Here is a 19,580-nt window from a genome sequence, read left to right on the forward strand (position 1 = left end):
CAAGCGGGGACTTGCCGCGTAGAAACAAAAATGCAGGGGAGATTTCCTCCCCTCCCGGCGGATAGTGCCCGCCTCGCTGCCTCCCCTACCCCTCTTCGGTTGAAGTCAGCCGCCGCCCCCTCATAGTCACCGGATGAAAGCCGCGCGCGACTACTCGCCGAAAATCGACCCCCTGCGCGACCACTGCCCCGTCCGCGCTGCCATCGATGTCCTCAGCGGCCGCTGGAAACCCTCGATCCTTTGGGAGCTGAAAGCAGAGGCCCGCCGCTACTCGGACCTCCAAGGCGCCCTTCCCGGCATCAGTGCCCAAGCGCTCACCCTCCAGCTCCGTCAGCTCGAGTCGGACGGCATCGTGCTCCGCACCGTCTACGCCGAGATTCCTGCCCGCGTGGAATACTCCCTCACCGACCACGGCCGCTCCCTTTCGCAGGTCATGGACGAGCTCGAACGCTGGGGAGCCCGCCACCTCGAGCGCGAGGGCAAGCAGGCCTGCATCTGCCGTTAGGGCTCACGGCTTCGCCGGCCACTCACAAACTTGTGAGTAGGTCACAATCTTGGGACGAAGCAGCGCCACCGGTCTCGCGTCATCATGCGCTCGCATGAAAACGCTACTCGTCATCGACTCCAGTGCCCGCTCCCACCGCTCCACCACCCGCGCCCTGACCAGCCGCTTCGCCGACGCCTGGAAATCCCGCTTTGGGGAAAGCTCCGTCATTCATCGCGATCTCGGTGCGAATCCACCACGCCCTGTCGATGATGCATGGATCGCCGCCGCCTTCGCCAAGGACGTCAAAGGAACACCCGCCGCCCTCGCGGAGAGCGAAACCTTCATCGACGAGATCCTAAGCGCCGATGTGATCGTGATCGGCGCACCGATGTACAACTTCGGCATGCCCGCTTCGCTCAAGGCTTACCTCGATCAGATCGTCCGGGTCGGCCGCACCTTCGACTTCGGCGAGTCGCACGAGAATCCCTACCTCCCCCTCATCCCGTCCAAGCCCGTCGTCGCCATCACCTCGAAGGGCTCCGGCGACTACGAACCCGGCGGCCCCATGGAGTCGCTGAACTTCCTCGAACCCCACCTCGCCACCGTCCTCGGCTTCATCGGCCTGGGCGATATCAGCTACGCAAAGGTCGCCCGCGAGGAATACAAGGACGAGGAATGGAAGCGCATGGTCGCCGAGGCGGAAGTCACCGTCGACCAACTCGCCACGAAGCTGGCTGCCGATTAAGGGGCGGTGCGACCCCGGCGTTCGGCTTTGCCTGTTAGAGCCGCGATGTGGTTTTATCCGGCCATGATCGCGACCGTCCAGTGCATCACCGTCCGCTGGACCAAACTTTCGCGGGGTGCACCGAACTCCGCAAAGCGCGCGGCGGTTCCGATGTCCTTCGCCCTGCAGCCGGTGAGCCTTCCGAAACAGGGCACACGGAGCGCCGTGCTTCATTGGGTGGGAGCGTATGAAGAGGATGGATTCGTGCCGCACCAGGGCATTGAGGTGAAAGACCTCACCGGCATCCACGACTTCGACGCCGAGCTGGCGACCCTGAAATTCGAAGCGGACGATCTCAGGATTGAATACAAGGGTGGCTTCTGGTGCGCCGGTGCCCCGCAGCGACCACACATCGTTCGCAGTGTCTTCACACTCCGGGCGGGGCAATGGGGACGCGTCGCTGCCAATGGTCGCTTCAGCCACAACAACGAATGGGCCTACTACCGCAAGGTGCTGAACATCGCATTTTCCGAAACCGTGCCGGCCGCAGGCATCTTCAACGGCAAGCCGGATGCGGAGTTCCGGGATGAGCATGACCTGTGGTAGATGGTCCATCGCCACCATCCATGTCTTCGCAACGTCCTCTTCTCCGTTCACCGTCATTCTGGCTCGGCATCCCTATCATGCTCTTCCTGGTCTGGAGCTGGTGGGACTCCGCCAAGATGGACCGGGCACGCAGTTGGACAGCGGGACGTTTCGGTTCCTTCAGGGTCAATCATGCCGATTCGGCCATTTCCTTGACCCGCGCTCCCCACGGTTCGCCATCCGCATTCGTGAATGACCGCTGGAGCTTCTCTCGAGAGTTCGCCTACACCAAGGAAAGGACTTACGAGCTCGATTCTTCGCTCCGCTGGCCAGCAGTGAAGATCGGCCGGGACGAGCAGGGGCGACCTCTGGTAGTGGTTCCTTACTGGGTCTCGATTTCCATCTACCTCTCAGCTTGGGCGTGTCTTCTCGCGTGGTGCCGCAGGAGACACTCCAGGAACCTCTTCCATACCGGAGTGGATTCCGAAGGCATGGGCGATCGTTAGAGCACGAAAAAACCGGGATGTTTCCCTCACGTTCGTGCGTGATTTTGACGGGCCTATCAGCGCCGAGACCAACCTCTACGGTACGTGAAGCCGTCGAATCATAATATTCCGGAACCAGGTCTGCTCGCCGTGATGCTGAAGCGCCAAAGGTGCGTTGGCCGTTTGTCCGAACCCCGGCAGCAAACCTCCGTCCGAATAAGTAGCAACCGCAGACTGCCAAGCGGCACCGGCCATCTCATACTCCAATACTTTGCCTCCATTTAACCAATGTTGGACATTCGTTCCTCGTACGATGAGACGGCAGGAATTCCACTGGCCAGTAGGGACCAGAGTTTTGGGACCAGGCGCAAAGAGCCCATAGGCTGCCCCCATCAATCTCTTTCCAGTCAACGCCGAGTGAGCGTCATCCAGAAGCTGATACTCCGGCCCTGTCTGCGTTGAATAATTGGTGGACGTCGGCTCGGTTAGGCGGAACACGATCCCACTATTGCCATTATTGCTGGTCTTCCACTCCCAGCGAAGTTCAAAGTTTTGGTAGCTGTTAAGCGTGACGAGATCATTGTTCGAGATCGCAGCACCTCCCGAAACCGCCACGGACATCAACTCCTTTTCAGGTGTTATGGTCCAAACACTAGCAGGTGGCAGCCCCGCCCGATGATAGCCCCGAAAGGCAGCGAGAGACGCACCATCAAACAAAATTTCCCACTCTGCGAGCCGGTAGAAGCACCGGGGTAAATCGGCGGCCTCCGATATCCTCCATTCGCCTGCTTCCGCAACGGGATCCGCGATATTCAACCAATTTTCGTTAGCAAATTGGGCCGTAGAATTTTTCTGAAGATAGTGACGCTGCAAACCGGCTTGAGGCCATGACAACTTCACTTCCCCTCCTGAAACCGATATCGAAAGATCGCTTGCGTTTCCGGGTCTCGAGAAACCTAAAAATAACGACACAGCAGCCAAGAATCGAATCATTCAGAGGGGGAATTGGACTCCTAAATTTATTATTCCCTACCCAACGCACTGTCTACCAGAAATTTGTGATTTTCTCATCTGACCGCCGGGCAGGCCCCATCGATAACACGATTTTACATAATAGATCATGCGCGCCTTTATTACTTCCACTCCAAGAAAAAGCCGGGAGGTTTCCCTCCCGGCTTCTGGAATCGTTCTGACAGCTAGGATCAGTCTTCGGACGGGCTCCACTCCTCGGCCTTGAAGGCGGCGAGGTTGAAGGCCTGTTCGAGGCCCACCATTTCGGAGGACGGGCGCAGGCTTTCGAAGCTGGCGCTTTCCTTCTTGAGGTCGGCTTCGCTGTAGTTGACCGCCTTGATCGAGAGACCGATGCGGCGCTCGACCTTGTCGACCTTGATCACGCGGGCTTCGACTTCGTCGCCCACCTTGATGACATCCTTCACCTTCTCCACGTGGTCTTCGCTGAGTTGCGAGATGTGGATCAGGCCATCGATGTCGCCATCGAGGCTGATGAAGGCGCCGAAGGAAGCGATCTTGGCCACGGTGCCCTTGACGAGGTCGCCCACCTTGAAGCGCTCGTCGATGTGGCTCCATGGATCGTCCTCAAGCTGCTTGAGACCGAGCGAGACACGCTGGTTGGCCTTGTCGATGGAGAGCACGATCGCTTCCACTTCGTCGTTCTTCTTGAGAACTTCGGAGGGGTGATTGATCTTGCGGGTCCAGGACATGTCGGAGACGTGGACCATGCCGTCGATGCCTTCTTCCAGTTCCACGAACGCACCGTAAGCGGTGAGGTTGCGAACCGGGCCCTTGATGGTGGCGCCGATCGGGTAGCGGACTTCGATTTCGTCCCATGGATTCGGCTCGAGCTGGCGGACACCGAGGGAGATCTTCTGCTCCTCGATGCTGATGCCGAGCACCACGGCCTGGATTTCCTGGCCGAGCTCGAGCACGTCGCTCGGGCGGGTGATGCGCTTGACCCAGCTGAGTTCGGAAACGTGAACGAGGCCTTCGACACCGCGCTCGAGTTCGATGAACGCGCCGTATGGCAGGAGCTTGGTGACCTTGCCCTTGACGTGGGAGCCGATCGGGAACTTGCGCTCGATGTCTTCCCAAGGATTGTCGGACATCTGCTTGAGGCCGAGGGAGACGCGCTCCTTCTCGCGATCCACGTCCAGGATGACGACATCGACCGGCTGGCCGATGACGAGCATTTCGGATGGGTGGTTGATGCGACCCCACGACATGTCGGTGATGTGGAGCAGGCCGTCCATGCCCTGCAGGTCCACGAACGCACCGAAGTCGGTGATGTTCTTGACCGCGCCGGTGACCTTGTCGCCGACCTTGACGGTGCGCAGGAACTGCTGGCGCAGCTCGGCACGCTCGGCCTCGATGACCTCGCGGCGGGAGAGAACGATGTTCTTCCGCTCGTCGTTGACCTTGACGATCTTGAATTCGTAGATGTTGCCGACGTATTCGTTGAGATCCTTCGGCGGAATGATGTCCACCTGGGAACCGGGCAGGAAGGCTTCGACGCCGACATTGACGGTGAGACCGCCCTTGACGACCGACTTGACCTTGCCGCGAACGAGGCCGCCGTCTTGGAACACCTTGACGATCTTTTCCCAGTTCTGCTTGTGAGCAGCCTTTTCCTTCGAGAGGACAACCATGCCCTCATCGTTCTCAAGCTTTTCGAGAAGCACTTCGACTTCGTCGCCGACTTCGATTTCTTCATCCTCGAACTCATTCGATGGGATGGCGCCCTCGGACTTGTAGCCGATATCAACGAGGACGACTTGTGGGCGGATCTCAATGATCGTGCCCTTCACGATGGTTCCTTCGCGGAACTCGCGGAACTTGGAATCGATCAAATCGGCAAGTTCCTGGTTGGTTGGGGATTCAAGCACGCTAATGCTCATGGTGGTTTGGTTTGAGGTTAGGTTGTTGGTTTCGCTTTCCTTCCGGCATTTGCCCCGATGGAAGAACCGGCGAGCCACGGGGCTCCAACTGCTCGCCAGTGATCTGAAAGGTGAAACGGGGCGGCGAACCTAGGCCCGCGACCCTGCATGGCAAGCCGAAAATAACTGGTTTTCAGCGACCGCGGCGGCGGCGAAAGCCCAGCCCGGCAGCGGAAATCGCGAGCATCGCCACGGCGGGCTCGGGCACCGGCGCGTAGGTGATGAGACCCGCCTTCGAGTAGTCCACGACGTAGCCGAGGTCATCGAGCCCCCCGAGGGTGACCTTGGAGAGGAAAAACTCGCCCGCCGCCCAGCCGGTCATCAGTTCGTTGGAGAAGTCCGAGCCAGTCAAATTGCTCACGAAGCCAGTCGCCCCGCCACCGCCGTTGACCTCGTTCCAGTGGCCCTCTGCAGTCCCGGGACCTCCGCCCAGCTCCACCGGCACGAAGGTAGCGCCCGCTTGGCCGAATTCCGTTTGCCACGCGCTGAGCGCGTTCGCCCCGAAGTATTGACCGCTGCCGACCGTGTAGAGGTTGTGGGTTCCCGGCCCGGCGAGGTTGGTATTGTAGGTCCACAGTGTCCCGATCCCGAGCACGTGGGCCATTTCATGCAGCACCACGCCGAAAAAGGTGTTGCTGCCGATCATGTCGTCCACATCGGCGGCATCGAACTCCATGCTGCCGCTCGCCGTATAGAAAAGCGCCAGGGTCGGCGCCCCGACCGGATTATTATCGTAGTAAGTCGCCGTCTCCGGCCCCGCGCTGCCGAGAATGCCGCCCACACCGTCGATCTCAGGCACCGACACGTTGATCGTCAGGGAATGAGGCTGAACCTGCCCCGCAGAATTGTGGATCAGGTCGTAGCCGGTGATCGTCGAGTTCCAAAAGGCAGCCGCGTCGTCGAACTGTTGCCTTTGGGCCCCGGTGATCGCCCCGTCGTAAGTCAGATTCAGCAGGGTCACCGCGCGTGCGGGCACCGCCAACGCCATCAAGGCGAAGAGAAAGGGTTTCATGCAGCACGGGGAAACTGCCAAATTTCCCTTGAACGTCAATCAACGGGTAAGATTCCGAAATACCACGATGCTGCTGGAATTCTCGTCCGCGACCAGGATGTGTCCGCCCGTGGAGTCGTAGATGACGCCGCAGGCCCCGGGGTTGGCAGGCGGGCCGCAGGCGAAGCTTTTCCCGGCGGTGAGCTTGCCGTTCTCGGGGTCGCGGCTGAAACGGGTCAGGCAGTCGGAGAGGGTGCAGGCGACCGCGACTTGAAAGCCGTCGGGCGAAACCACGATCTCATTGCCGCCATCGTAGTCCGGCGGCAAGTCCTTGCCCGTCAGGCACTGGATAAAGTTCAGCCGGCCGGTCTTGGGCTCGATGGAGAAGGCGCAGACGGCATTCTCACCCCCGAAACGCCCACCCGCCGTGTAGGCAAATCCGCCGTCGGGACTGACGGTGACGTGCAGGACACCCTCAAGACCCTTGTCGATGCCCGCGCCGTTGGAAATCGACTGGAGCAGGGTGAGCTTGCCCGTTTCGAGATCGCGGGAGTGGACCATCAGCGTGCCGGACCCATTCCACGAGGTGAGCAGGGTCTTCCCGTCTGGCGTGATCGCCACGCCGCGCGCGCCGCTCATTCGCGGCCTCTTGGGATTGCCCTCGTCGTCGGCCTTCACGGGCTCGGTGACGGTTTCCACATGGGCTAGCTTTCCGTCGGCGATCTTGAAACAGAGGATGGAGTCCGAACTGACCGCATACACGAACTTCCCGTCCGGCGAGAACACGTTGTCGATGCACCAGCCGAGACCGGCCATCGGCTTGTCGGCCCCGCCGACGTGATCGGTCTCGGTCAGCTCGCCGGTGGCGGGATTGCGACTGAAAAGGATCAGCGACTCGGAGCGAAATGCGGAGGCCGCCCCGAGCAAGCCATCCTTGGAAAGGCGGAAGGCGACCGCGCCCTTGAAATGGTCGCCGGTGACGGACTTCACATGGGTCAGTCGCCCGGACTGGGGATTGCGGATCAGCAGGGTGATCAGCCCCTGATGAAAGGAGGCGGCGTAGGCATGCTTGCCGCCCGGTGCCAAGGTGATGCTGGTGACCCCGCTGAAGTCCTTGTGGGTCAGCGTCTGGATCAGCCCGGGCTTGGCTGGCGGCTCCAACGGCAGGCCCGGAGCAGGCGCGAGATCATCCCCAGCGCCCCCGTTTCCCGGTCCGGAGGCGGCACCGGCAGGAAGCGCCGCCAGCAGACATGACGCCAGAAAGACCGAGGGGAGATGGGATTTCATGAGGATGCGGAAGTTAACAAGACGGGCGGACATCACAAGAACTCCCGTTGTGACGATGGCACCGGGCTCCGGATTCGATCTCCCTGCACGAAAAACTTCCCTTGCCTCCCGGCGTCGCGCCCGCTATCCCCGCCGCCCGCCGCGATGCCGGAGACCACCGAAAAGACGCTGAAACTGGCCATTCCCAAGGGTTCCTTGGAAGGCCCTACCCTCGACCTGCTGGCGAAAGCCGGGTACGAGGTGTACGTCTCGTCGCGCGGTCTTCGCCCGTCCTCGAACGACCCGGAGCTCGATCTCTACCTGATCCGCGCCCAGGAAGTCGCCCGCTACATCGACCAAGGGTTCCTCGACTGCGGCATCACGGGCCTCGACTGGGCCAGCGAGTACGATGGCAGCTTGGTGGACCTCGCCGAACTCCCCTACTCCCGCGCCACCCCGCGTCCGACGCATTGGGTGCTGGTGGTCCCGGAAGACTCGCCGATCCGCAAGCCGGAAGACCTTCAGGGCAAGCGCATCGCCACCGAAGGCGTCGCCATCACCGAGCGCTATCTCAAGTCCAAGGGCATCCAAGCCGAGGTCGAGTTCTCCTGGGGCGCTACCGAGGTGAAGGTGCCGGATCTGGTCGACGCGATCGTTGACGTCACCGAGACCGGCTCGTCGATCAAGGCCAACAAGCTGCGCATCGTCGATACCCTGCTGACCTCTTTCCCGCACTTTTACGCCAGCCAGGCCGCCGCGGCGGACCCGTGGAAGCGCCAGAAGATGGACCGCCTGACCCTGCTACTGAAGGCCGCACTCGAAGCCCGCGACAAGGTGGGCTTGAAAATGAATCTTCCCGCGGACAAGTTGTCCGCCCTCCTCGAAAAGCTGCCCGCCATGCGCCGGCCGACCGTTTCCCAACTCTCCGAAGAGGGCTGGGTGGCTGTCGAGACGGTCATCGACGAGAAGGTTGTCCGCGACATCATCCCGACGCTCAAGGAACTCGGTGCTGAAGGCATCATCGAGTATCCGCTCAACAAGATCGTCCCCTGATTCCTTTCCGTCTCTATCCCTTTCCTATCCAACCGTAACCACCAAGCACCACCATGGGCTCGCTGAAGAAACGCCGTAAGACGAAGATCAACAAGCACAAGCGCAAGAAGCGCATGAAGCAAAACCGCCATAAGAAGCGGCTTCGCTACAAGTCTTAAGGCTTGCGTGCACACGGGCGTGACCCGTGCTTGAAATTCTGTTCTTCCCGACAGGGATCCGGCCACGCCGGATCCCTGCTTTCGCGTACGTTGCCCTGGCAACCTGCCGCACCTTCCAGATATGCGACAGGAGTCGCAGCCTGCCTTTCGTCCCAACGGGACGATTCATAAAAGCCCGGCACGAAAGTGCCGGGTGGGCAGGGTAATCGATCGCGTCCCAACGGGACGCCTCATGCGGGGAAGTGCCCGTGAATCGACAATGTCCGCGTTTCCATGCCACGCCACGCCCCCTGTGGCTGTTCGCCGCACCTTATTCTTCCGCGAGCTCAACGGCGATTTGACAGTGACTCAAGTGGTTTCGGCACCGAACACCCGGAGGAACTCTCTTACTTCTAACATCTTCGACGGTCAGAGCATATTCCAACCTCGCTCCGCATTTATCACACACCGGATGCAATCCCCTCGCCGCCATTTCAAGAATGAAACCCGTCGGCATTTCTCTAGGATCGAAGACAGCCTCGTCCTTTTTCAAATTGGCATCTACCTTCTCGCGCCGGCTTCGAAATCTCATTGGGTCTAATACCAAGATTAATAACCAGCCTTGGGGAGGCAAAGCCTCTTATCTCATCCATCCCATTCATTCCAGTCCCTTCTACGGCCTTTCCTCTGTGACCTCCTGCATTTCCTCTGTTTCCTCTGTGTAAAACAGGCCCGAAGCACCCGAGACATCCCCGCGGCAAACCCCTCACTCCGCCACCCGGAAGGCCAGTTGATCCAGCCCTTCCCGCTCCAGCTTGACGAAGGCAGCCGCCTCCCCTTCCAGGCCGCCGAGCCGGATCGCCCGCAGCACGCTGGTCCACACCGTGATCCGCGGGCACGGCTCGGACACGCTTTCCAGATGGTGGATCGCTTGGTTCAGATGACCCGCCCGCGCCTTGGCGAGCGCTTGCGAGAGCAGGTCCTCGCCGGGACACAAGACGTGCTCGATCACCCCGCGCAGCTCGGCCGGGCGCACCGGCTTGAGCAGGAAATCCACCACGTTGCCCGTGATCGCACGGAGCGCGGAGCTGGGCGTCAGTGCCGCGCTGCACAGCACCACCGGCAACGGGTTCTCCTGGCGGCGGAGCATTTCGATGACCTGCAGGCCGTCGATGTCCGGCATCCGCAGGTCCAGGATCACCACATCGAATTGCTGCTCTCCGATCTTGACCAAGGCCTCGTGCCCGCCCGCCGCGGTCTCGGTGTCATGATCGGCCAGGGCATAGGAAAATCCTAGCCGCAAGGTCGGCTCGTCATCCACGACGAGCACCTTGAAGCGACGAGCGGTGATATCAGGCGAGGGGGACATCGATGTAGAATTCCGTTTTCTTGTCGGCCCGGTCCAGCAGGCCGATCCGACCCTCGTGCGCCCTCATGATCTCGCGGGAAATGAACAGTCCGAGCCCGACGCCATCCGCATCCTGGCCGGGAGCACGGAAGAAGCGCTCGAAGATCCGGTTTTGCGCAGCCGCCGGCACGCCGGCCCCCTCGTCGATGATCGACGCCCGCAGGTGCTCCCCATCCGGCCGCGTGATCTTGAGCGTGATCGTCCCTCCGCCCGGGCTGTGCTTGATGGCATTGGACACAAGATTGTTCACGACTTCATCGAGTCGCAATGGATCGGCGACAACTTCCGGTTGGCCAACTGGGATTTCACGCCGGAAGGCGATTCCCTTCTCCGCAGCCTTCGGGAAAAACAATCGCTCGGCGCGTTCCAAGGCCTCCGGCAATGATGTCGAAACAAGCTCGAGGTGCGTCGTGCCGCTTTCGGCGCGGGACAGGTCCAGCAGCGTGTTGAGCGTCGCCAGCAGCCGCTCGCAATCTTCATTCGCCGAGGTGATCATGGTCCGCTGGCGGTCGGAGAGACTGCCCGTGCGGTCTTCCAGCATCAGGTGCAGGACCATGCGGATCCCGGTGAGCGGGGTCTTGATCTCATGGCTGACCGTGGACAGAAGGTTGGTCTTCATGTCGTCCAGCCAACGGATGCGGGTCACATTGTGAAGCAACACCGCGCGGCCCGAGTGCACCCCATCCTCGGACGTGAACTTGAAAATACGAGGAAGGTAGTAGAACTCCCGCTCGTCCACGCGGAACAGCAGCGCCTCGCGCGGATCCTCCGGCAGGTGGTTGGCACCGGCGGCTTCCGTTTCATCGAGAATCCGCTGGATCTTCGCCGGCAGGCGACCGGCCACGCCCAAGCCCTCGGTCAGCCGCTCCGCGGCCGGATTGAGCTGGAGAATCCTGCCATCCTCGCTGAGAACGAAGACCGGCGACGGGATGGCCTCGAGGATCGCGCGGTTCACCAAGTGCGTGCGGATGAGCCGGTCGTCCGTCTCGCCGCGGCGCTGGCGCAACTCCGCCGCCATGTCATTGAACGCGGTTGCCACTCCGCGGAACTCGCTGTCGGCGGATGGCTCCGGCAAAGTGAGTTCGAAATTCCCGCGGCGGATTTCATCGATGGACCGCTTCAAGGCGACCACCGGATCGACCAGTTGGCGGACGAGTTGGAAATAGATCAGCACCGCGATCGCGGTGCCCAGGCTGACCAGCGTGACGACGAACAGCGTGTTCTTCGCCTTCTCACTATTCAATTGTGAGACTCCTTGGTCGAACTGGGCTTCCGAGGTATTCAGAACGGTTTCGGTGAGATCGGTAATCCGCTGGCTCTGGGCGCTGATGTATCGAAGCAACTCCGCTCGCTGTTCTCGATCCCGCGGGTTGTTCTCGAAGAGACGCTTGTACCCCTCGGTGTAGGTTTGGAACGCGCTGTCGAGGTTGCCGATTACTTCCTTCCGCTGGGGATCGCCACTGCCATGGTCCTTGAGGAACTGGATCCGCGCCTCAAGCCTGCCATGGTTCTCATTATAAGAGTTCTGGCTGACAGGTTCGGCCCCCGCCTCGGCGGCAAGAGCTGGCAGGTAGTAGGTATTGAGCGTGGAGGTATCCGTGCGAATCCCCCTCGCCATTCGGATGATCGGGAAATTCTCATCCCTCAGAACCGCGAAGCGCTTGTTGGCGTCCTGCACCAGCAACAGCGCCGCTGCACCCACGCTCCAAAGAAGCAGGATCAGGGTAATCAGGCCGTACAGCAGGCGGGTGCGGAGCATGAGGCGGAAGCGTCAGTCCATGCCGAAGCGCTTCCGCTTGCGGTAGAGGGTGGCCTTGTCGATGCCGAGAATGGCGGCGGCATCCTGAAGGGTGGGCGCCCAGCGCAGCACTTCGCGCATGTGCGCCTGCTCCAGATCGTCAAGGCTATGCTCACCGCCGATGATCGGAAGCGCCGGACTGCCGTTCACGCCTTCCACGACACCGACCGGGGTCGGCAAGTCGGCCGCCTCCACCTGTGGACCGTGCGAAAGGATGGTGGCGCGCTCGATCGCATTTCGCAGTTCACGCAGGTTGCCCGGCCAGGCGTGGCGCATCAGGGTCTGGCGTCCGCTTTCCGAGAAGCCGTCGAGCTTCCGGCCCATCTGGGTGGAGAAAAAGGAGAGGTAATCCTCGGCGAACCTCTGCAGGTCGCCGCGCCTTTCGCGCAACGGCGACACCGTGACGCTGATCACATTGAGACGGTAGTAGAGATCCTCGCGGAAGCTGCCCGAGGCGACGCAAGCGCTCAGGTCGCGATTGGTCGCGGCGATCACGCGGACGTTGCACTCGCGCACTTTGTTTTCGCCCAGCCGCTCGTATTCGCGCTCCTGCAGCAGCCGCAGCAGCTTCGGCTGGATCTCCATCGGCAATTCGCCGATCTCGTCGAGGAAAAGGGTACCCCCCTCGGCGGCGTGAACCTTGCCCCAAGTGTCCTTGATCGCACCGGTGAAGGAACCCTTCACGTGGCCGAAGAGCACGCTTTCCAGCAGCTCCTTGGACAGGCTGGGGCAGCTCACCGTGACGAAGGGTTTGTCGCGCAAGTGGCTGCGTTCGTGAACCTCGCGGGCGATGGCGCTCTTGCCGGTACCGCTTTCACCCAGAATCAGCACCGAGGCTGGTGACGCCGCAGCGCGGAACAGTGTTTCGAGCTCGGCGTTCGTCTTGGGATCTTCCGAGGCGAAACGCAGCGGCGGCGCGCCGTGGCGGACCTCGCTTTTCAGCTCCTGCACGGTCTCCTCCAGCCGCACAACCTCGTGGCGCGTCTGCAACGCCCGGTGCGCCTTGGCCAGGATCGCCCGCAATTGGTCCGGCGTGAACGGCTTCTCCAAGTAGTCGAAGGCACCGAGCTGGGTCGCCTTCACCGCCGTGGTCACGGACGCGTGGGCCGTGAAGATCGTAATGAGCTGCCGGGGGCGCACCTTCAGCATCTGCTGGAGGATATCGAGGCCGTCTTCGTCACCGAGCCGCAGGTCCAAAAACACGAGGTCGAAATTCTCCTCCTTGATCCGCTTGATCGCCGTCTCGCCGTCTTCGGCGGTTTCGACGTAATGACCCTCTCCTTCCAGTGCGAGGGAAGTGGTCAGGCGAATCGACTTTTCGTCGTCTACGATGAGAATATCCATGGGCGAGGAGCCTTATCCTAACACTCTGCATGCCTTCCGGGCGTTCTGCCGTGGCAGTATTGAGCCTCATGGACTTGAGGGCTGGGTATGACCGATGGGAAAGGGCATTGATCGTGCAAGATGCCATCACTTGACCAGATGGGTTGCAAAGTGCAAGATGCACGATGGAAGGGGCTTTGCACCCGGAATCTGGAAAAATTGACCCGCCCGCGGCGGTGACCCAGCCTCCCCGCGTGACAGGCGAGCTGATCTTGGGAATCGATTTGGGAACAACCAATTCCGCGGTTGGAGCGGTGGAATCCGGCTTTCCGATCCTGCTCGCTGATACCGAGGGTAGCCGCATCACGCCCAGCGCCGTCTGGTTCGGAGCCGACGGATCGGTCGAAGTGGGGCGAAAAGCCCTGCGCCGCCGCGCCAGTGAGCCGGGCCGGGTGGTGACGAGCGTGAAACGACTGATGGGCAGGCGCTTCGGCGAAGAGGCGGAGTTCTGCGTGCCGATCGAGCGAGGTGCCGATGGCGGGATCCGGGTGCTCGGGCGGACACCGGAGGAAGTGAGCGCGGAGATCCTGCGCGAGCTGAAAAGCATCGCCGAATTCCGGCTGGGCCGCCCTGCGGAGAAGGCAGTCATCACCGTGCCGGCCTATTTCAATGATGGCCAGCGTGCCGCCACTAAACGCGCCGGTGAACTCGCCGGACTCGAGGTCATCCGCATCGTCAGCGAGCCGACCGCGGCCGCGCTGGCCTACGGGCTGGACAAGCTCGACGAGCACTCGCGGGTCGCCGTCTATGACCTCGGCGGCGGAACCTTCGATCTCTCGGTACTGGAAATGCAGGATGGCGTCTTCCAAGTGCTCGCCACCCGCGGCGACACCCGGCTGGGTGGCGATGACCTCGACGTGGCGCTGGCCCGCCACTGCGTGGCCGACCTCGAGGAACTCGATGCCACCGCCAAGGTCCGGCTCATTGCCGAAGCGGAGCGAGTCAAGTGCGCCCTGTCCGACCGCGAGTCGGAGACCTTCCGGGCACCCTTTTACGATGGCTCCCGTAGCTTGGAGAAGGAAGTCACGCGCGACGACCTCGAGAAACTCGCCCGACCTTGGATCGCGCGCACGCTCACCTGCTGCCGGCAGGCGCTCGCGGATGCCGGCACCACCCCGTCAGACCTCCATGCGGTGGTGCTGGTCGGTGGCAGCACCCGCATCCCCGCCGTCCGCAATGCCGTCGCAGAGCTGTTCGGTCGCGAGCCCGACCTTTCCCAGCATCCTGACGAGGCCGTGGCGCTCGGAGCCACCATCCAGGCCGGCGTGCTCGGCGGCACCCTGCGGAAAATGGTGCTGCTCGACGTGACCCCCCTCAGCCTCGGCATCGAGACCTTCGGCGGCTTGATGAACATCCTCATCCCGCGCAACACGACCATCCCGTGCAAGGCCGGCGAGATGTTCACCAACGCCGCCGCCGGCCAGGCTTCCATGCGCGTCCGCGTACTCCAGGGCGAGCGCGAAATGGCGCGCGACAATTGGGAACTCGGTTGCTTCGAGGTGCCCTTCGAGCCCGCTCCGAAAGGCCAGGCGCGCGTCGGCGTGCAATTCCGCATCGACGAAAACGGCATCCTCGAAGTCCTCGCGCGCGACGTGACCACCGGCCGCGACACGGTCGTCGAGATCCGCAGCGCGGCGGTGAACGTCGATGACGAGGCCGTGGAGAAGATGGTGGGCGAGTCCGTCGAATACGCCTTCGAGGACATGGCCGAGCGGGTTTTCACTGAGGCGAAGCTTAAGGCGGAGGAACTGCTGCCAGCCGTCGAACAGGCCTTGGCCGAAGCTGGCGATCTCGTGTCCGCCGAGGAACGCAGCGAAATCGAAACCGCCGCCGTCGCCGTGAAAGAAGCCCTCGCCGCCGGCCTGCCCAACCCGCTCAAAGCCGCCGTGCAACGCCTCGACAAGGCCACCGAAGCCTTCGCCGCCGCGCTCGTCGAAAAGGCGATGATGGAGGCCTTGGAGCGACGCCTCTAATCTACGCCTGCCTTTCTTGGCACTCGGAACTTCTCACTTGGAACTTCCAACCAGCACGTACACGAGGACGGGATCGAACCGCCGACCAACCCGGTGTAAGCGGGCCGCTCTACCGCTGAGCTACTCGTGCGTTTCCGTGCGGACGGGCGCAGTCTTCCCGGATGCCGCGGACGGCGCAAGCGCGGAGTGGCTGCGGGCTTGCGGCCCGCTGGAAGCGGTGATTCTCTCCCGCCCCCGACATGCATCTGCGCTTCACGGAAGAAGAACTCGGCACCTTGGTCGAAATGGTCAGCCTGGCCGCCGAAGTCGCGTCCTGGAACGAGCGTCCCGGCGCAGAGGAAGGGATCTCGGCCTACGAGGCGCTCGAAAACAAGGTGCTCGAAAAGGCCAAGCACGCCGGCCTCGGAGAGCACATCGACTTCGACGAGGAGAAGCAGCGCCACCACCTGACGACGGAATACCAGGAAGGCTCGTTCTTCCAGCAGTGCTACGATGAGTTCCGCAACGAGTCGTTCTGGGAAGAGATCGTCATCCGTCTGGCCGACCGCGACCTCGCGCGGGTGGTGGGCATGCAGGCGTGGCAAAAGATGAGCGAAGAGGACCGCCGCGCCCAGACCCGGGACATCGAGAAGCGCTATTGGGACGAGTTCGCCAAGCACGGCATCGACCGGGTGGCGGTGATTTTCCCGCCCGCCGAGGGCTAGTGCGAAAAAGGCGTGGTGAATCGCCACGACAGGCGTTAGGGTGAAAAGTGAACTTTTTCTCCCAACGATGAGTACCGAGAACCTTTCCCCACTAGCCACAAAGATCGCCGAGGTGGATGCCAAGCTGGAAGCGCTTGGCCGCGAAATCACCGAAATCGGCATGCCCGCCGCCTACGACCTGAAACGCCGTTACGACGCGCTGCTGGTGGAAGACAACGCGCTGAAGCGCAACATCGAGGAATCAGTCGCCCGCGGCGAACCGGATGCGGTACGGCTCGAAAAGATCGAGACCCTGCTTCGCCACATCGAGGATGAGGAGGCCTCGGTGGAGCACGAGGCTCATTTTCTCCACCAATCGAATCCCTCGTCGGTGATCCTCGCAGCGCAGGCCGCCAACCAAATGGTCGATCTCTGGAGGAGGGCCATCAGGAAGGTGTTGGGGGACTCCCATCCACTCGGCCAGTCGGTCTTCGTCAATCACACCCACGACAACCTCACCGAGGACTTCGGCCTCGACCGGGATCAACCCCGCGATCCGAAGCCGTAAGTCGTAAGCCGGCTCACGGCACGCGGAAGTACTTCTTCTCGTCGGCGGGATAGTGCGGATCGGCAACCATCCGGCCGCTCTGGATTCCTTCCACGTCGATCAGCTTGTTGTTGAAGGGGCTGAACACGAATCCCGGGCGTCCGGGGACGGCACGCGCGACCGGGACCGATTGCTTGGGAGGGAGGGGTGCCGGGGTGGGCTCCGGTTTCGGCTCCGGATCGGGTTTCGGCTCGGGCTGATTTTCACCGCTTCCTGGAGGAAGAAGTTTTGGGGGTGCGGGCTTCGGCGGTTTTGGCGCCGGTTTCGGCGTGGGTTCCGATGACTTGACGTCGGACCTCGATTTCCAAGCTGCTATCCAAGCGCAGCTCGAGAGCTGCGACGCCATCAATACCATAGCCATTGACCGGACCACCAACGCGCCTTTCATGCTGGAAAAACAGCACAAGGGCCAGCCGAATGCAAGCCAAATGCTATTTTGCCAGCATTTCGTGGACTGCTTCGACGAAGGCTGAGGCTCGTCACTCCACTTCGACCGGTGGCTTTTCGAGCCACCCCACCAAGTCCCCGATCGTGCGGAGCTTTTCCGCCGCCTCGTCGGGAATGGTCACCTCGAATTCTTCCTCGACCGCCATGACCAACTCGACGGTGTCGAGGCTGTCGGCCCCGAGGTCCTCGACGAAACGCGACTCCGCCTTCACCGCCTTGGGATCGGCGCCCAACTGCTCCGTCACGATCCACACGACGCGCTCATGAATGCCGGCATTGGGCCCCGGTGGCGGCGGCTTCGGTGCCGGAGGACCGTCGTTGGAGGTGAAGCTGTCGATGACCTCGCGGAAAGCTGGCAGGGCCGAACTTTCCCGCGACGGCGAGGTCCAGGTGAGCACCTGATAAAATCCTGCCCCGGTCTCGATGGACGCGACGTGATAGACGATGCGGACCTTGTCGACGGTCCCCACGAGGCGGCGATGGATCGCGGGATAGACACCCGCCGGGCGAGACTCGGGCTCCGAGATCTCCGCGCTCGGCACGCTTTCCTTCATCTGGCCGATCACCAGTTCATCGAACTCAGCGAGCGACCCGTCGAAGTCGGTCTTGAGATTCTCGATCACGAGCACGTACTGCTCCTGCACGGCACTGCCCGCCTCGATCTGCGCCTCTTCATGAAGCTCCGGCATCTCCCGCCAGTTCGAGGGCACCTCGACCCGGAACCGGCCGTCCTTGGAAGCCACTGTCTTCTTCTTTTCGCCCGCGGTTTTGGCGAGCTTGGCGATGGAGCTGGCCGCCACTCCGATCAGGCCGACGACGCCGGAAAATGCCAGCACACCGGAGACGACGGCACCGATGATCCAGCCACGCGTCTTCTTGCTGATGGCCTTGATCAAGGCGATGATGAAGAAGATCCCGCCGCCAAAGGCAGCGAGGCCGAGCACCGAATAGAAGATCGCGCGGCCGATGGCTTGGCCGGTTTCGTAGGCGGATGACGGCTCCATGAGATGAAGCGAAACCGGTTGCCCACAGGCCCGGCAAGTCAATTCACGGGCCGAACTTGCCCGGCACCGCCCCTCCCGCCAGCCTCCGCGCCGTGGACCTTTCGAAATATCTCCGCATGGACCCCCACCTTCTGTTAGGCCTGCTCAATACCGAGCTGCGAAACCATTGCGACTCGCTGGACGACCTCGTGAAAACCCACGGGCTCGATGCCCGGAAGCTAACAGATCGCATGGCCAAGGCCGGCTACGAGTATCTGCCGGCGCAAAACCAGTTCCGCTGAAGGTCACTCGCGTCGCATCCGCTCGATGGCCATGCGGAAGCGCACGCGCAGCTCGTCGATCTCCCGCCGCAAGCGGATCCGTTCGCTGGCATCGCCACTGTCAGCGAGTCGAGCCTCCAGCTTTTCCGCCTGCTTCATGAGTTCGATTTCGGGAGGCGCAAAGCCTTGCCCCTTGAGCATCGCAAAGGCCGAGCGCCAGCCGTCCGGAGCCTGGAAGTAGGCTTCCAGATCGAGCGCGGTGCCCGCCGGCGGCGGGGCCAGTTCGCCCGATGCGATGGCCTCATCGATGCGCGCTTCGCCGAGCTTGGAAAGGGCGGACATGCGGACCGAGCCTAGCGATGCCCGGCGCATTTCCAAGCCGCCGTTGCTTTCGTGGGCGCGGTGGTGTTTCAAGGCCGGGTGCGCCTGCTGAAGTTCAAGCTGACCCTCGCCTACGACGGCGCTGCCTGGCAGGGCTGGCAGTCGCAGCGGTCGGGGCGGGGCGTGCAGGACCAAGTGGAAGCGGCGCTCGCCCGGTTGTTCCCCGCAGCGCCGCAGGTGGAAAGCTCCAGCCGCACCGATGCCGGTGTCCACGCTCGCGGCATGGTGGCTCATTTTGAAATCCCGGCGGAACAGTTCCGCATGCCAGCTCGGCATCTGGTGCTGGCGATCAATGCGGTGCTGCCCGAGGATATCCGGGTCATGTCGGCGGTCCGGGTGCCGGCATCGTTCCATGCCCGCTTCGATGCGGTCGGAAAGCAATATCGCTACCGTATCTGGAACGATCCGGTGATGAACCCGCTGTTGCGGACGCAGGCCTGGCATGTCCCCCGCCCGCTCGATTTGGCGGCGATGCGGGAAGCCGCCGCCCACTTCCCCGGCCGCCAGGACTTCCGTGCCTTCACCGCCAACCGCGGCGACGTGCTGGAGGACGCAGTCCGCACGTTGAACCGTTGCGACATCTTCCGCCACGGCCGCGAAGTGACGGTGGTGATCGAAGGCGGAGGATTCCTCTACAAGATGTGTCGCGGCATCGTCGGGACCTTGGTGCAAGTGGGATACGGGCGCTTTCCGGCCGACGAAGTGAGGTCGATGCTTGAAGGAAAGGACCGTCGGTTTGCCGGCATGAATGCCCCGGCGCATGGTCTCGTGCTGTGGAAAGTGTTCTACTCTCCAAGGTAGGAATCGCATCTTCCGGAAGGGGGAAAATCGGACATCCCTCCGATGCGAAAGAAGACATGCCATTAGCCACCATCAGGTTGTCACTTTCCAGCGTGAAAAACCCTAAAAACCGCTGGCCACGGGAATAAAATCCAGCCCGATGCTTCATGATGAAGC

Annotated in this window: 21 protein-coding genes and 1 tRNA gene; 12 read left to right on the forward strand and 10 right to left on the reverse strand. The window is 62.1% G+C overall.

Annotation, left to right across the window (positions count from 1 at the left end):
- Positions 1-133: 133 nt before the first annotated feature.
- The 4 genes from OKA05_RS20245 to OKA05_RS20260 all read left to right on the forward strand — a co-directional run bounded on the left by OKA05_RS20245 (position 134) and on the right by OKA05_RS20260 (position 2,302).
- Complete coding sequence (locus OKA05_RS20245; protein ID WP_264489011.1) at positions 134-505, forward strand: winged helix-turn-helix transcriptional regulator; 372 nt, start codon at positions 134-136, stop codon at positions 503-505.
- Between the two features lie 94 nt (positions 506-599).
- On the forward strand, positions 600-1,232 hold the full coding sequence (locus OKA05_RS20250; protein ID WP_264489012.1) for an FMN-dependent NADH-azoreductase: 633 nt from the start codon (positions 600-602) through the stop codon (positions 1,230-1,232).
- Between the two features lie 63 nt (positions 1,233-1,295).
- Positions 1,296-1,817 carry a hypothetical protein gene (locus tag OKA05_RS20255; protein WP_264489013.1) on the forward strand — a complete coding sequence of 174 codons (522 nt, stop codon included), beginning with the start codon at positions 1,296-1,298 and terminating at the stop codon, positions 1,815-1,817.
- 77 nt (positions 1,818-1,894) lie between these two features.
- On the forward strand, positions 1,895-2,302 hold the full coding sequence (locus OKA05_RS20260) for a hypothetical protein (RefSeq protein WP_264489014.1): 408 nt from the start codon (positions 1,895-1,897) through the stop codon (positions 2,300-2,302).
- A 75-nt stretch (positions 2,303-2,377) separates the two neighbouring features.
- On the opposite strand, the gene OKA05_RS20265 is transcribed toward OKA05_RS20260, so the two are convergent.
- The 4 genes from OKA05_RS20265 to OKA05_RS20280 form a co-directional block, all read right to left on the reverse strand.
- On the reverse strand, positions 2,378-3,274 hold the full coding sequence (locus tag OKA05_RS20265) for a 3-keto-disaccharide hydrolase (protein ID WP_264489015.1): 897 nt from the start codon (positions 3,272-3,274) through the stop codon (positions 2,378-2,380).
- Between the two features lie 209 nt (positions 3,275-3,483).
- Positions 3,484-5,193: a 30S ribosomal protein S1 gene (rpsA, locus tag OKA05_RS20270; RefSeq protein WP_264489016.1), complete on the reverse strand. Its 1,710-nt coding sequence runs from the start codon at positions 5,191-5,193 to the stop codon at positions 3,484-3,486.
- Positions 5,194-5,365: 172 nt separating this feature from the next.
- Entirely contained in the window at positions 5,366-6,244 is an 879-nt protein-coding gene (locus tag OKA05_RS20275; RefSeq protein ID WP_264489017.1) for a leishmanolysin-related zinc metalloendopeptidase, read from the reverse strand.
- A gap of 39 nt (positions 6,245-6,283) precedes the next feature.
- On the reverse strand, positions 6,284-7,510 hold the full coding sequence (locus OKA05_RS20280) for a lactonase family protein (RefSeq protein WP_264489018.1): 1,227 nt from the start codon (positions 7,508-7,510) through the stop codon (positions 6,284-6,286).
- Positions 7,511-7,654: 144 nt separating this feature from the next.
- Here OKA05_RS20280 and hisG point away from each other — a divergent pair, with 144 nt between their 5' ends.
- Together hisG and OKA05_RS20290 are read left to right on the forward strand one after the other, a co-directional pair.
- On the forward strand, positions 7,655-8,542 hold the full coding sequence (gene hisG, locus OKA05_RS20285) for an ATP phosphoribosyltransferase (RefSeq protein ID WP_264489019.1): 888 nt from the start codon (positions 7,655-7,657) through the stop codon (positions 8,540-8,542).
- A 53-nt stretch (positions 8,543-8,595) separates the two neighbouring features.
- Positions 8,596-8,700, forward strand: a complete 105-nt coding sequence (locus OKA05_RS20290) for an AURKAIP1/COX24 domain-containing protein (protein WP_169454664.1) — start codon at positions 8,596-8,598, stop codon at positions 8,698-8,700.
- A gap of 745 nt (positions 8,701-9,445) precedes the next feature.
- Here OKA05_RS20290 and OKA05_RS20295 read toward each other — a convergent pair.
- The 3 genes from OKA05_RS20295 to OKA05_RS20305 are packed head-to-tail and all read right to left on the reverse strand — an operon-like array spanning position 9,446 to position 13,229.
- Positions 9,446-10,048 carry a response regulator gene (locus tag OKA05_RS20295; protein WP_264489020.1) on the reverse strand — a complete coding sequence of 201 codons (603 nt, stop codon included), beginning with the start codon at positions 10,046-10,048 and terminating at the stop codon, positions 9,446-9,448.
- A complete protein-coding gene (locus OKA05_RS20300; RefSeq protein ID WP_264489021.1) occupies positions 10,032-11,846 on the reverse strand; it encodes a sensor histidine kinase in 1,815 nt (604 codons plus the stop codon). Before OKA05_RS20300 ends, OKA05_RS20295 begins: the two co-directional genes overlap by 17 nt.
- Before the next feature lie 12 nt (positions 11,847-11,858).
- Complete coding sequence (locus tag OKA05_RS20305) at positions 11,859-13,229, reverse strand: sigma-54-dependent transcriptional regulator (protein ID WP_264489022.1); 1,371 nt, start codon at positions 13,227-13,229, stop codon at positions 11,859-11,861.
- Between the two features lie 215 nt (positions 13,230-13,444).
- Here OKA05_RS20305 and OKA05_RS20310 point away from each other — a divergent pair, with 215 nt between their 5' ends.
- On the forward strand, positions 13,445-15,241 hold the full coding sequence (locus OKA05_RS20310; protein ID WP_264489023.1) for an Hsp70 family protein: 1,797 nt from the start codon (positions 13,445-13,447) through the stop codon (positions 15,239-15,241).
- Between the two features lie 58 nt (positions 15,242-15,299).
- On the opposite strand, the gene OKA05_RS20315 is transcribed toward OKA05_RS20310, so the two are convergent.
- Positions 15,300-15,371: transfer RNA gene (locus OKA05_RS20315), tRNA-Val, on the reverse strand.
- A gap of 109 nt (positions 15,372-15,480) precedes the next feature.
- On the opposite strand from OKA05_RS20315, the gene OKA05_RS20320 reads away from it, so the two are divergent.
- The 3 genes from OKA05_RS20320 to OKA05_RS20330 all read left to right on the forward strand — a co-directional run bounded on the left by OKA05_RS20320 (position 15,481) and on the right by OKA05_RS20330 (position 17,004).
- On the forward strand, positions 15,481-15,945 hold the full coding sequence (locus OKA05_RS20320) for a hypothetical protein (protein ID WP_264489024.1): 465 nt from the start codon (positions 15,481-15,483) through the stop codon (positions 15,943-15,945).
- Between the two features lie 67 nt (positions 15,946-16,012).
- Entirely contained in the window at positions 16,013-16,492 is a 480-nt protein-coding gene (locus tag OKA05_RS20325; protein ID WP_264489025.1) for a hypothetical protein, read from the forward strand.
- Between the two features lie 323 nt (positions 16,493-16,815).
- On the forward strand, positions 16,816-17,004 hold the full coding sequence (locus OKA05_RS20330) for a hypothetical protein (RefSeq protein ID WP_264489026.1): 189 nt from the start codon (positions 16,816-16,818) through the stop codon (positions 17,002-17,004).
- A 6-nt stretch (positions 17,005-17,010) separates the two neighbouring features.
- Here OKA05_RS20330 and acpP read toward each other — a convergent pair whose 3' ends face one another.
- On the reverse strand, positions 17,011-17,247 hold the full coding sequence (gene acpP / locus OKA05_RS20335) for an acyl carrier protein (protein ID WP_264489078.1): 237 nt from the start codon (positions 17,245-17,247) through the stop codon (positions 17,011-17,013).
- An 851-nt stretch (positions 17,248-18,098) separates the two neighbouring features.
- Between acpP and OKA05_RS20340 the strand changes: the two genes are divergently transcribed.
- On the forward strand, positions 18,099-18,263 hold the full coding sequence (locus tag OKA05_RS20340; RefSeq protein WP_264489027.1) for a DUF4250 domain-containing protein: 165 nt from the start codon (positions 18,099-18,101) through the stop codon (positions 18,261-18,263).
- A gap of 3 nt (positions 18,264-18,266) precedes the next feature.
- On the opposite strand, the gene OKA05_RS20345 is transcribed toward OKA05_RS20340, so the two are convergent.
- A complete protein-coding gene (locus OKA05_RS20345; protein WP_264489028.1) occupies positions 18,267-18,656 on the reverse strand; it encodes a DnaJ family domain-containing protein in 390 nt (129 codons plus the stop codon).
- On the opposite strand from OKA05_RS20345, the gene truA reads away from it, so the two are divergent.
- Entirely contained in the window at positions 18,645-19,424 is a 780-nt protein-coding gene (truA, locus tag OKA05_RS20350) for a tRNA pseudouridine(38-40) synthase TruA (RefSeq protein ID WP_264489029.1), read from the forward strand. The two genes, OKA05_RS20345 and truA, sit on opposite strands and share 12 nt — an antisense overlap.
- The last annotated feature ends 156 nt before the right edge of the window (positions 19,425-19,580 follow it).

Source organism: Luteolibacter arcticus (genome assembly GCF_025950235.1).
GTDB lineage: Bacteria > Verrucomicrobiota > Verrucomicrobiia > Verrucomicrobiales > Akkermansiaceae > Haloferula > Haloferula arctica.

Excerpts from the sequence above, each read along its gene's own strand:
- OKA05_RS20245 (WP_264489011.1), top strand. The coding sequence starts at position 134 with ATGAAAGCCGCGCGCGACTACTCGCCGAAAATCGACCCCCTGCGCGAC.
- OKA05_RS20260 (WP_264489014.1), top strand. The coding sequence starts at position 1,895 with ATGCTCTTCCTGGTCTGGAGCTGGTGGGACTCCGCCAAGATGGACCGG.
- OKA05_RS20290 (WP_169454664.1), top strand. The coding sequence starts at position 8,596 with ATGGGCTCGCTGAAGAAACGCCGTAAGACGAAGATCAACAAGCACAAG.
- hisG (WP_264489019.1), top strand. The coding sequence starts at position 7,655 with ATGCCGGAGACCACCGAAAAGACGCTGAAACTGGCCATTCCCAAGGGT.
- rpsA (WP_264489016.1), bottom strand. The coding sequence starts at position 5,193 with ATGAGCATTAGCGTGCTTGAATCCCCAACCAACCAGGAACTTGCCGAT.
- OKA05_RS20295 (WP_264489020.1), bottom strand. The coding sequence starts at position 10,048 with ATGTCCCCCTCGCCTGATATCACCGCTCGTCGCTTCAAGGTGCTCGTC.
- OKA05_RS20255 (WP_264489013.1), top strand. The coding sequence starts at position 1,296 with ATGATCGCGACCGTCCAGTGCATCACCGTCCGCTGGACCAAACTTTCG.
- OKA05_RS20250 (WP_264489012.1), top strand. The coding sequence starts at position 600 with ATGAAAACGCTACTCGTCATCGACTCCAGTGCCCGCTCCCACCGCTCC.
- OKA05_RS20320 (WP_264489024.1), top strand. The coding sequence starts at position 15,481 with ATGCATCTGCGCTTCACGGAAGAAGAACTCGGCACCTTGGTCGAAATG.
- OKA05_RS20340 (WP_264489027.1), top strand. The coding sequence starts at position 18,099 with ATGGACCCCCACCTTCTGTTAGGCCTGCTCAATACCGAGCTGCGAAAC.
- OKA05_RS20280 (WP_264489018.1), bottom strand. The coding sequence starts at position 7,510 with ATGAAATCCCATCTCCCCTCGGTCTTTCTGGCGTCATGTCTGCTGGCG.
- OKA05_RS20305 (WP_264489022.1), bottom strand. The coding sequence starts at position 13,229 with ATGGATATTCTCATCGTAGACGACGAAAAGTCGATTCGCCTGACCACT.
- OKA05_RS20325 (WP_264489025.1), top strand. The coding sequence starts at position 16,013 with ATGAGTACCGAGAACCTTTCCCCACTAGCCACAAAGATCGCCGAGGTG.
- OKA05_RS20275 (WP_264489017.1), bottom strand. The coding sequence starts at position 6,244 with ATGAAACCCTTTCTCTTCGCCTTGATGGCGTTGGCGGTGCCCGCACGC.
- OKA05_RS20300 (WP_264489021.1), bottom strand. The coding sequence starts at position 11,846 with ATGCTCCGCACCCGCCTGCTGTACGGCCTGATTACCCTGATCCTGCTT.
- OKA05_RS20265 (WP_264489015.1), bottom strand. The coding sequence starts at position 3,274 with ATGATTCGATTCTTGGCTGCTGTGTCGTTATTTTTAGGTTTCTCGAGA.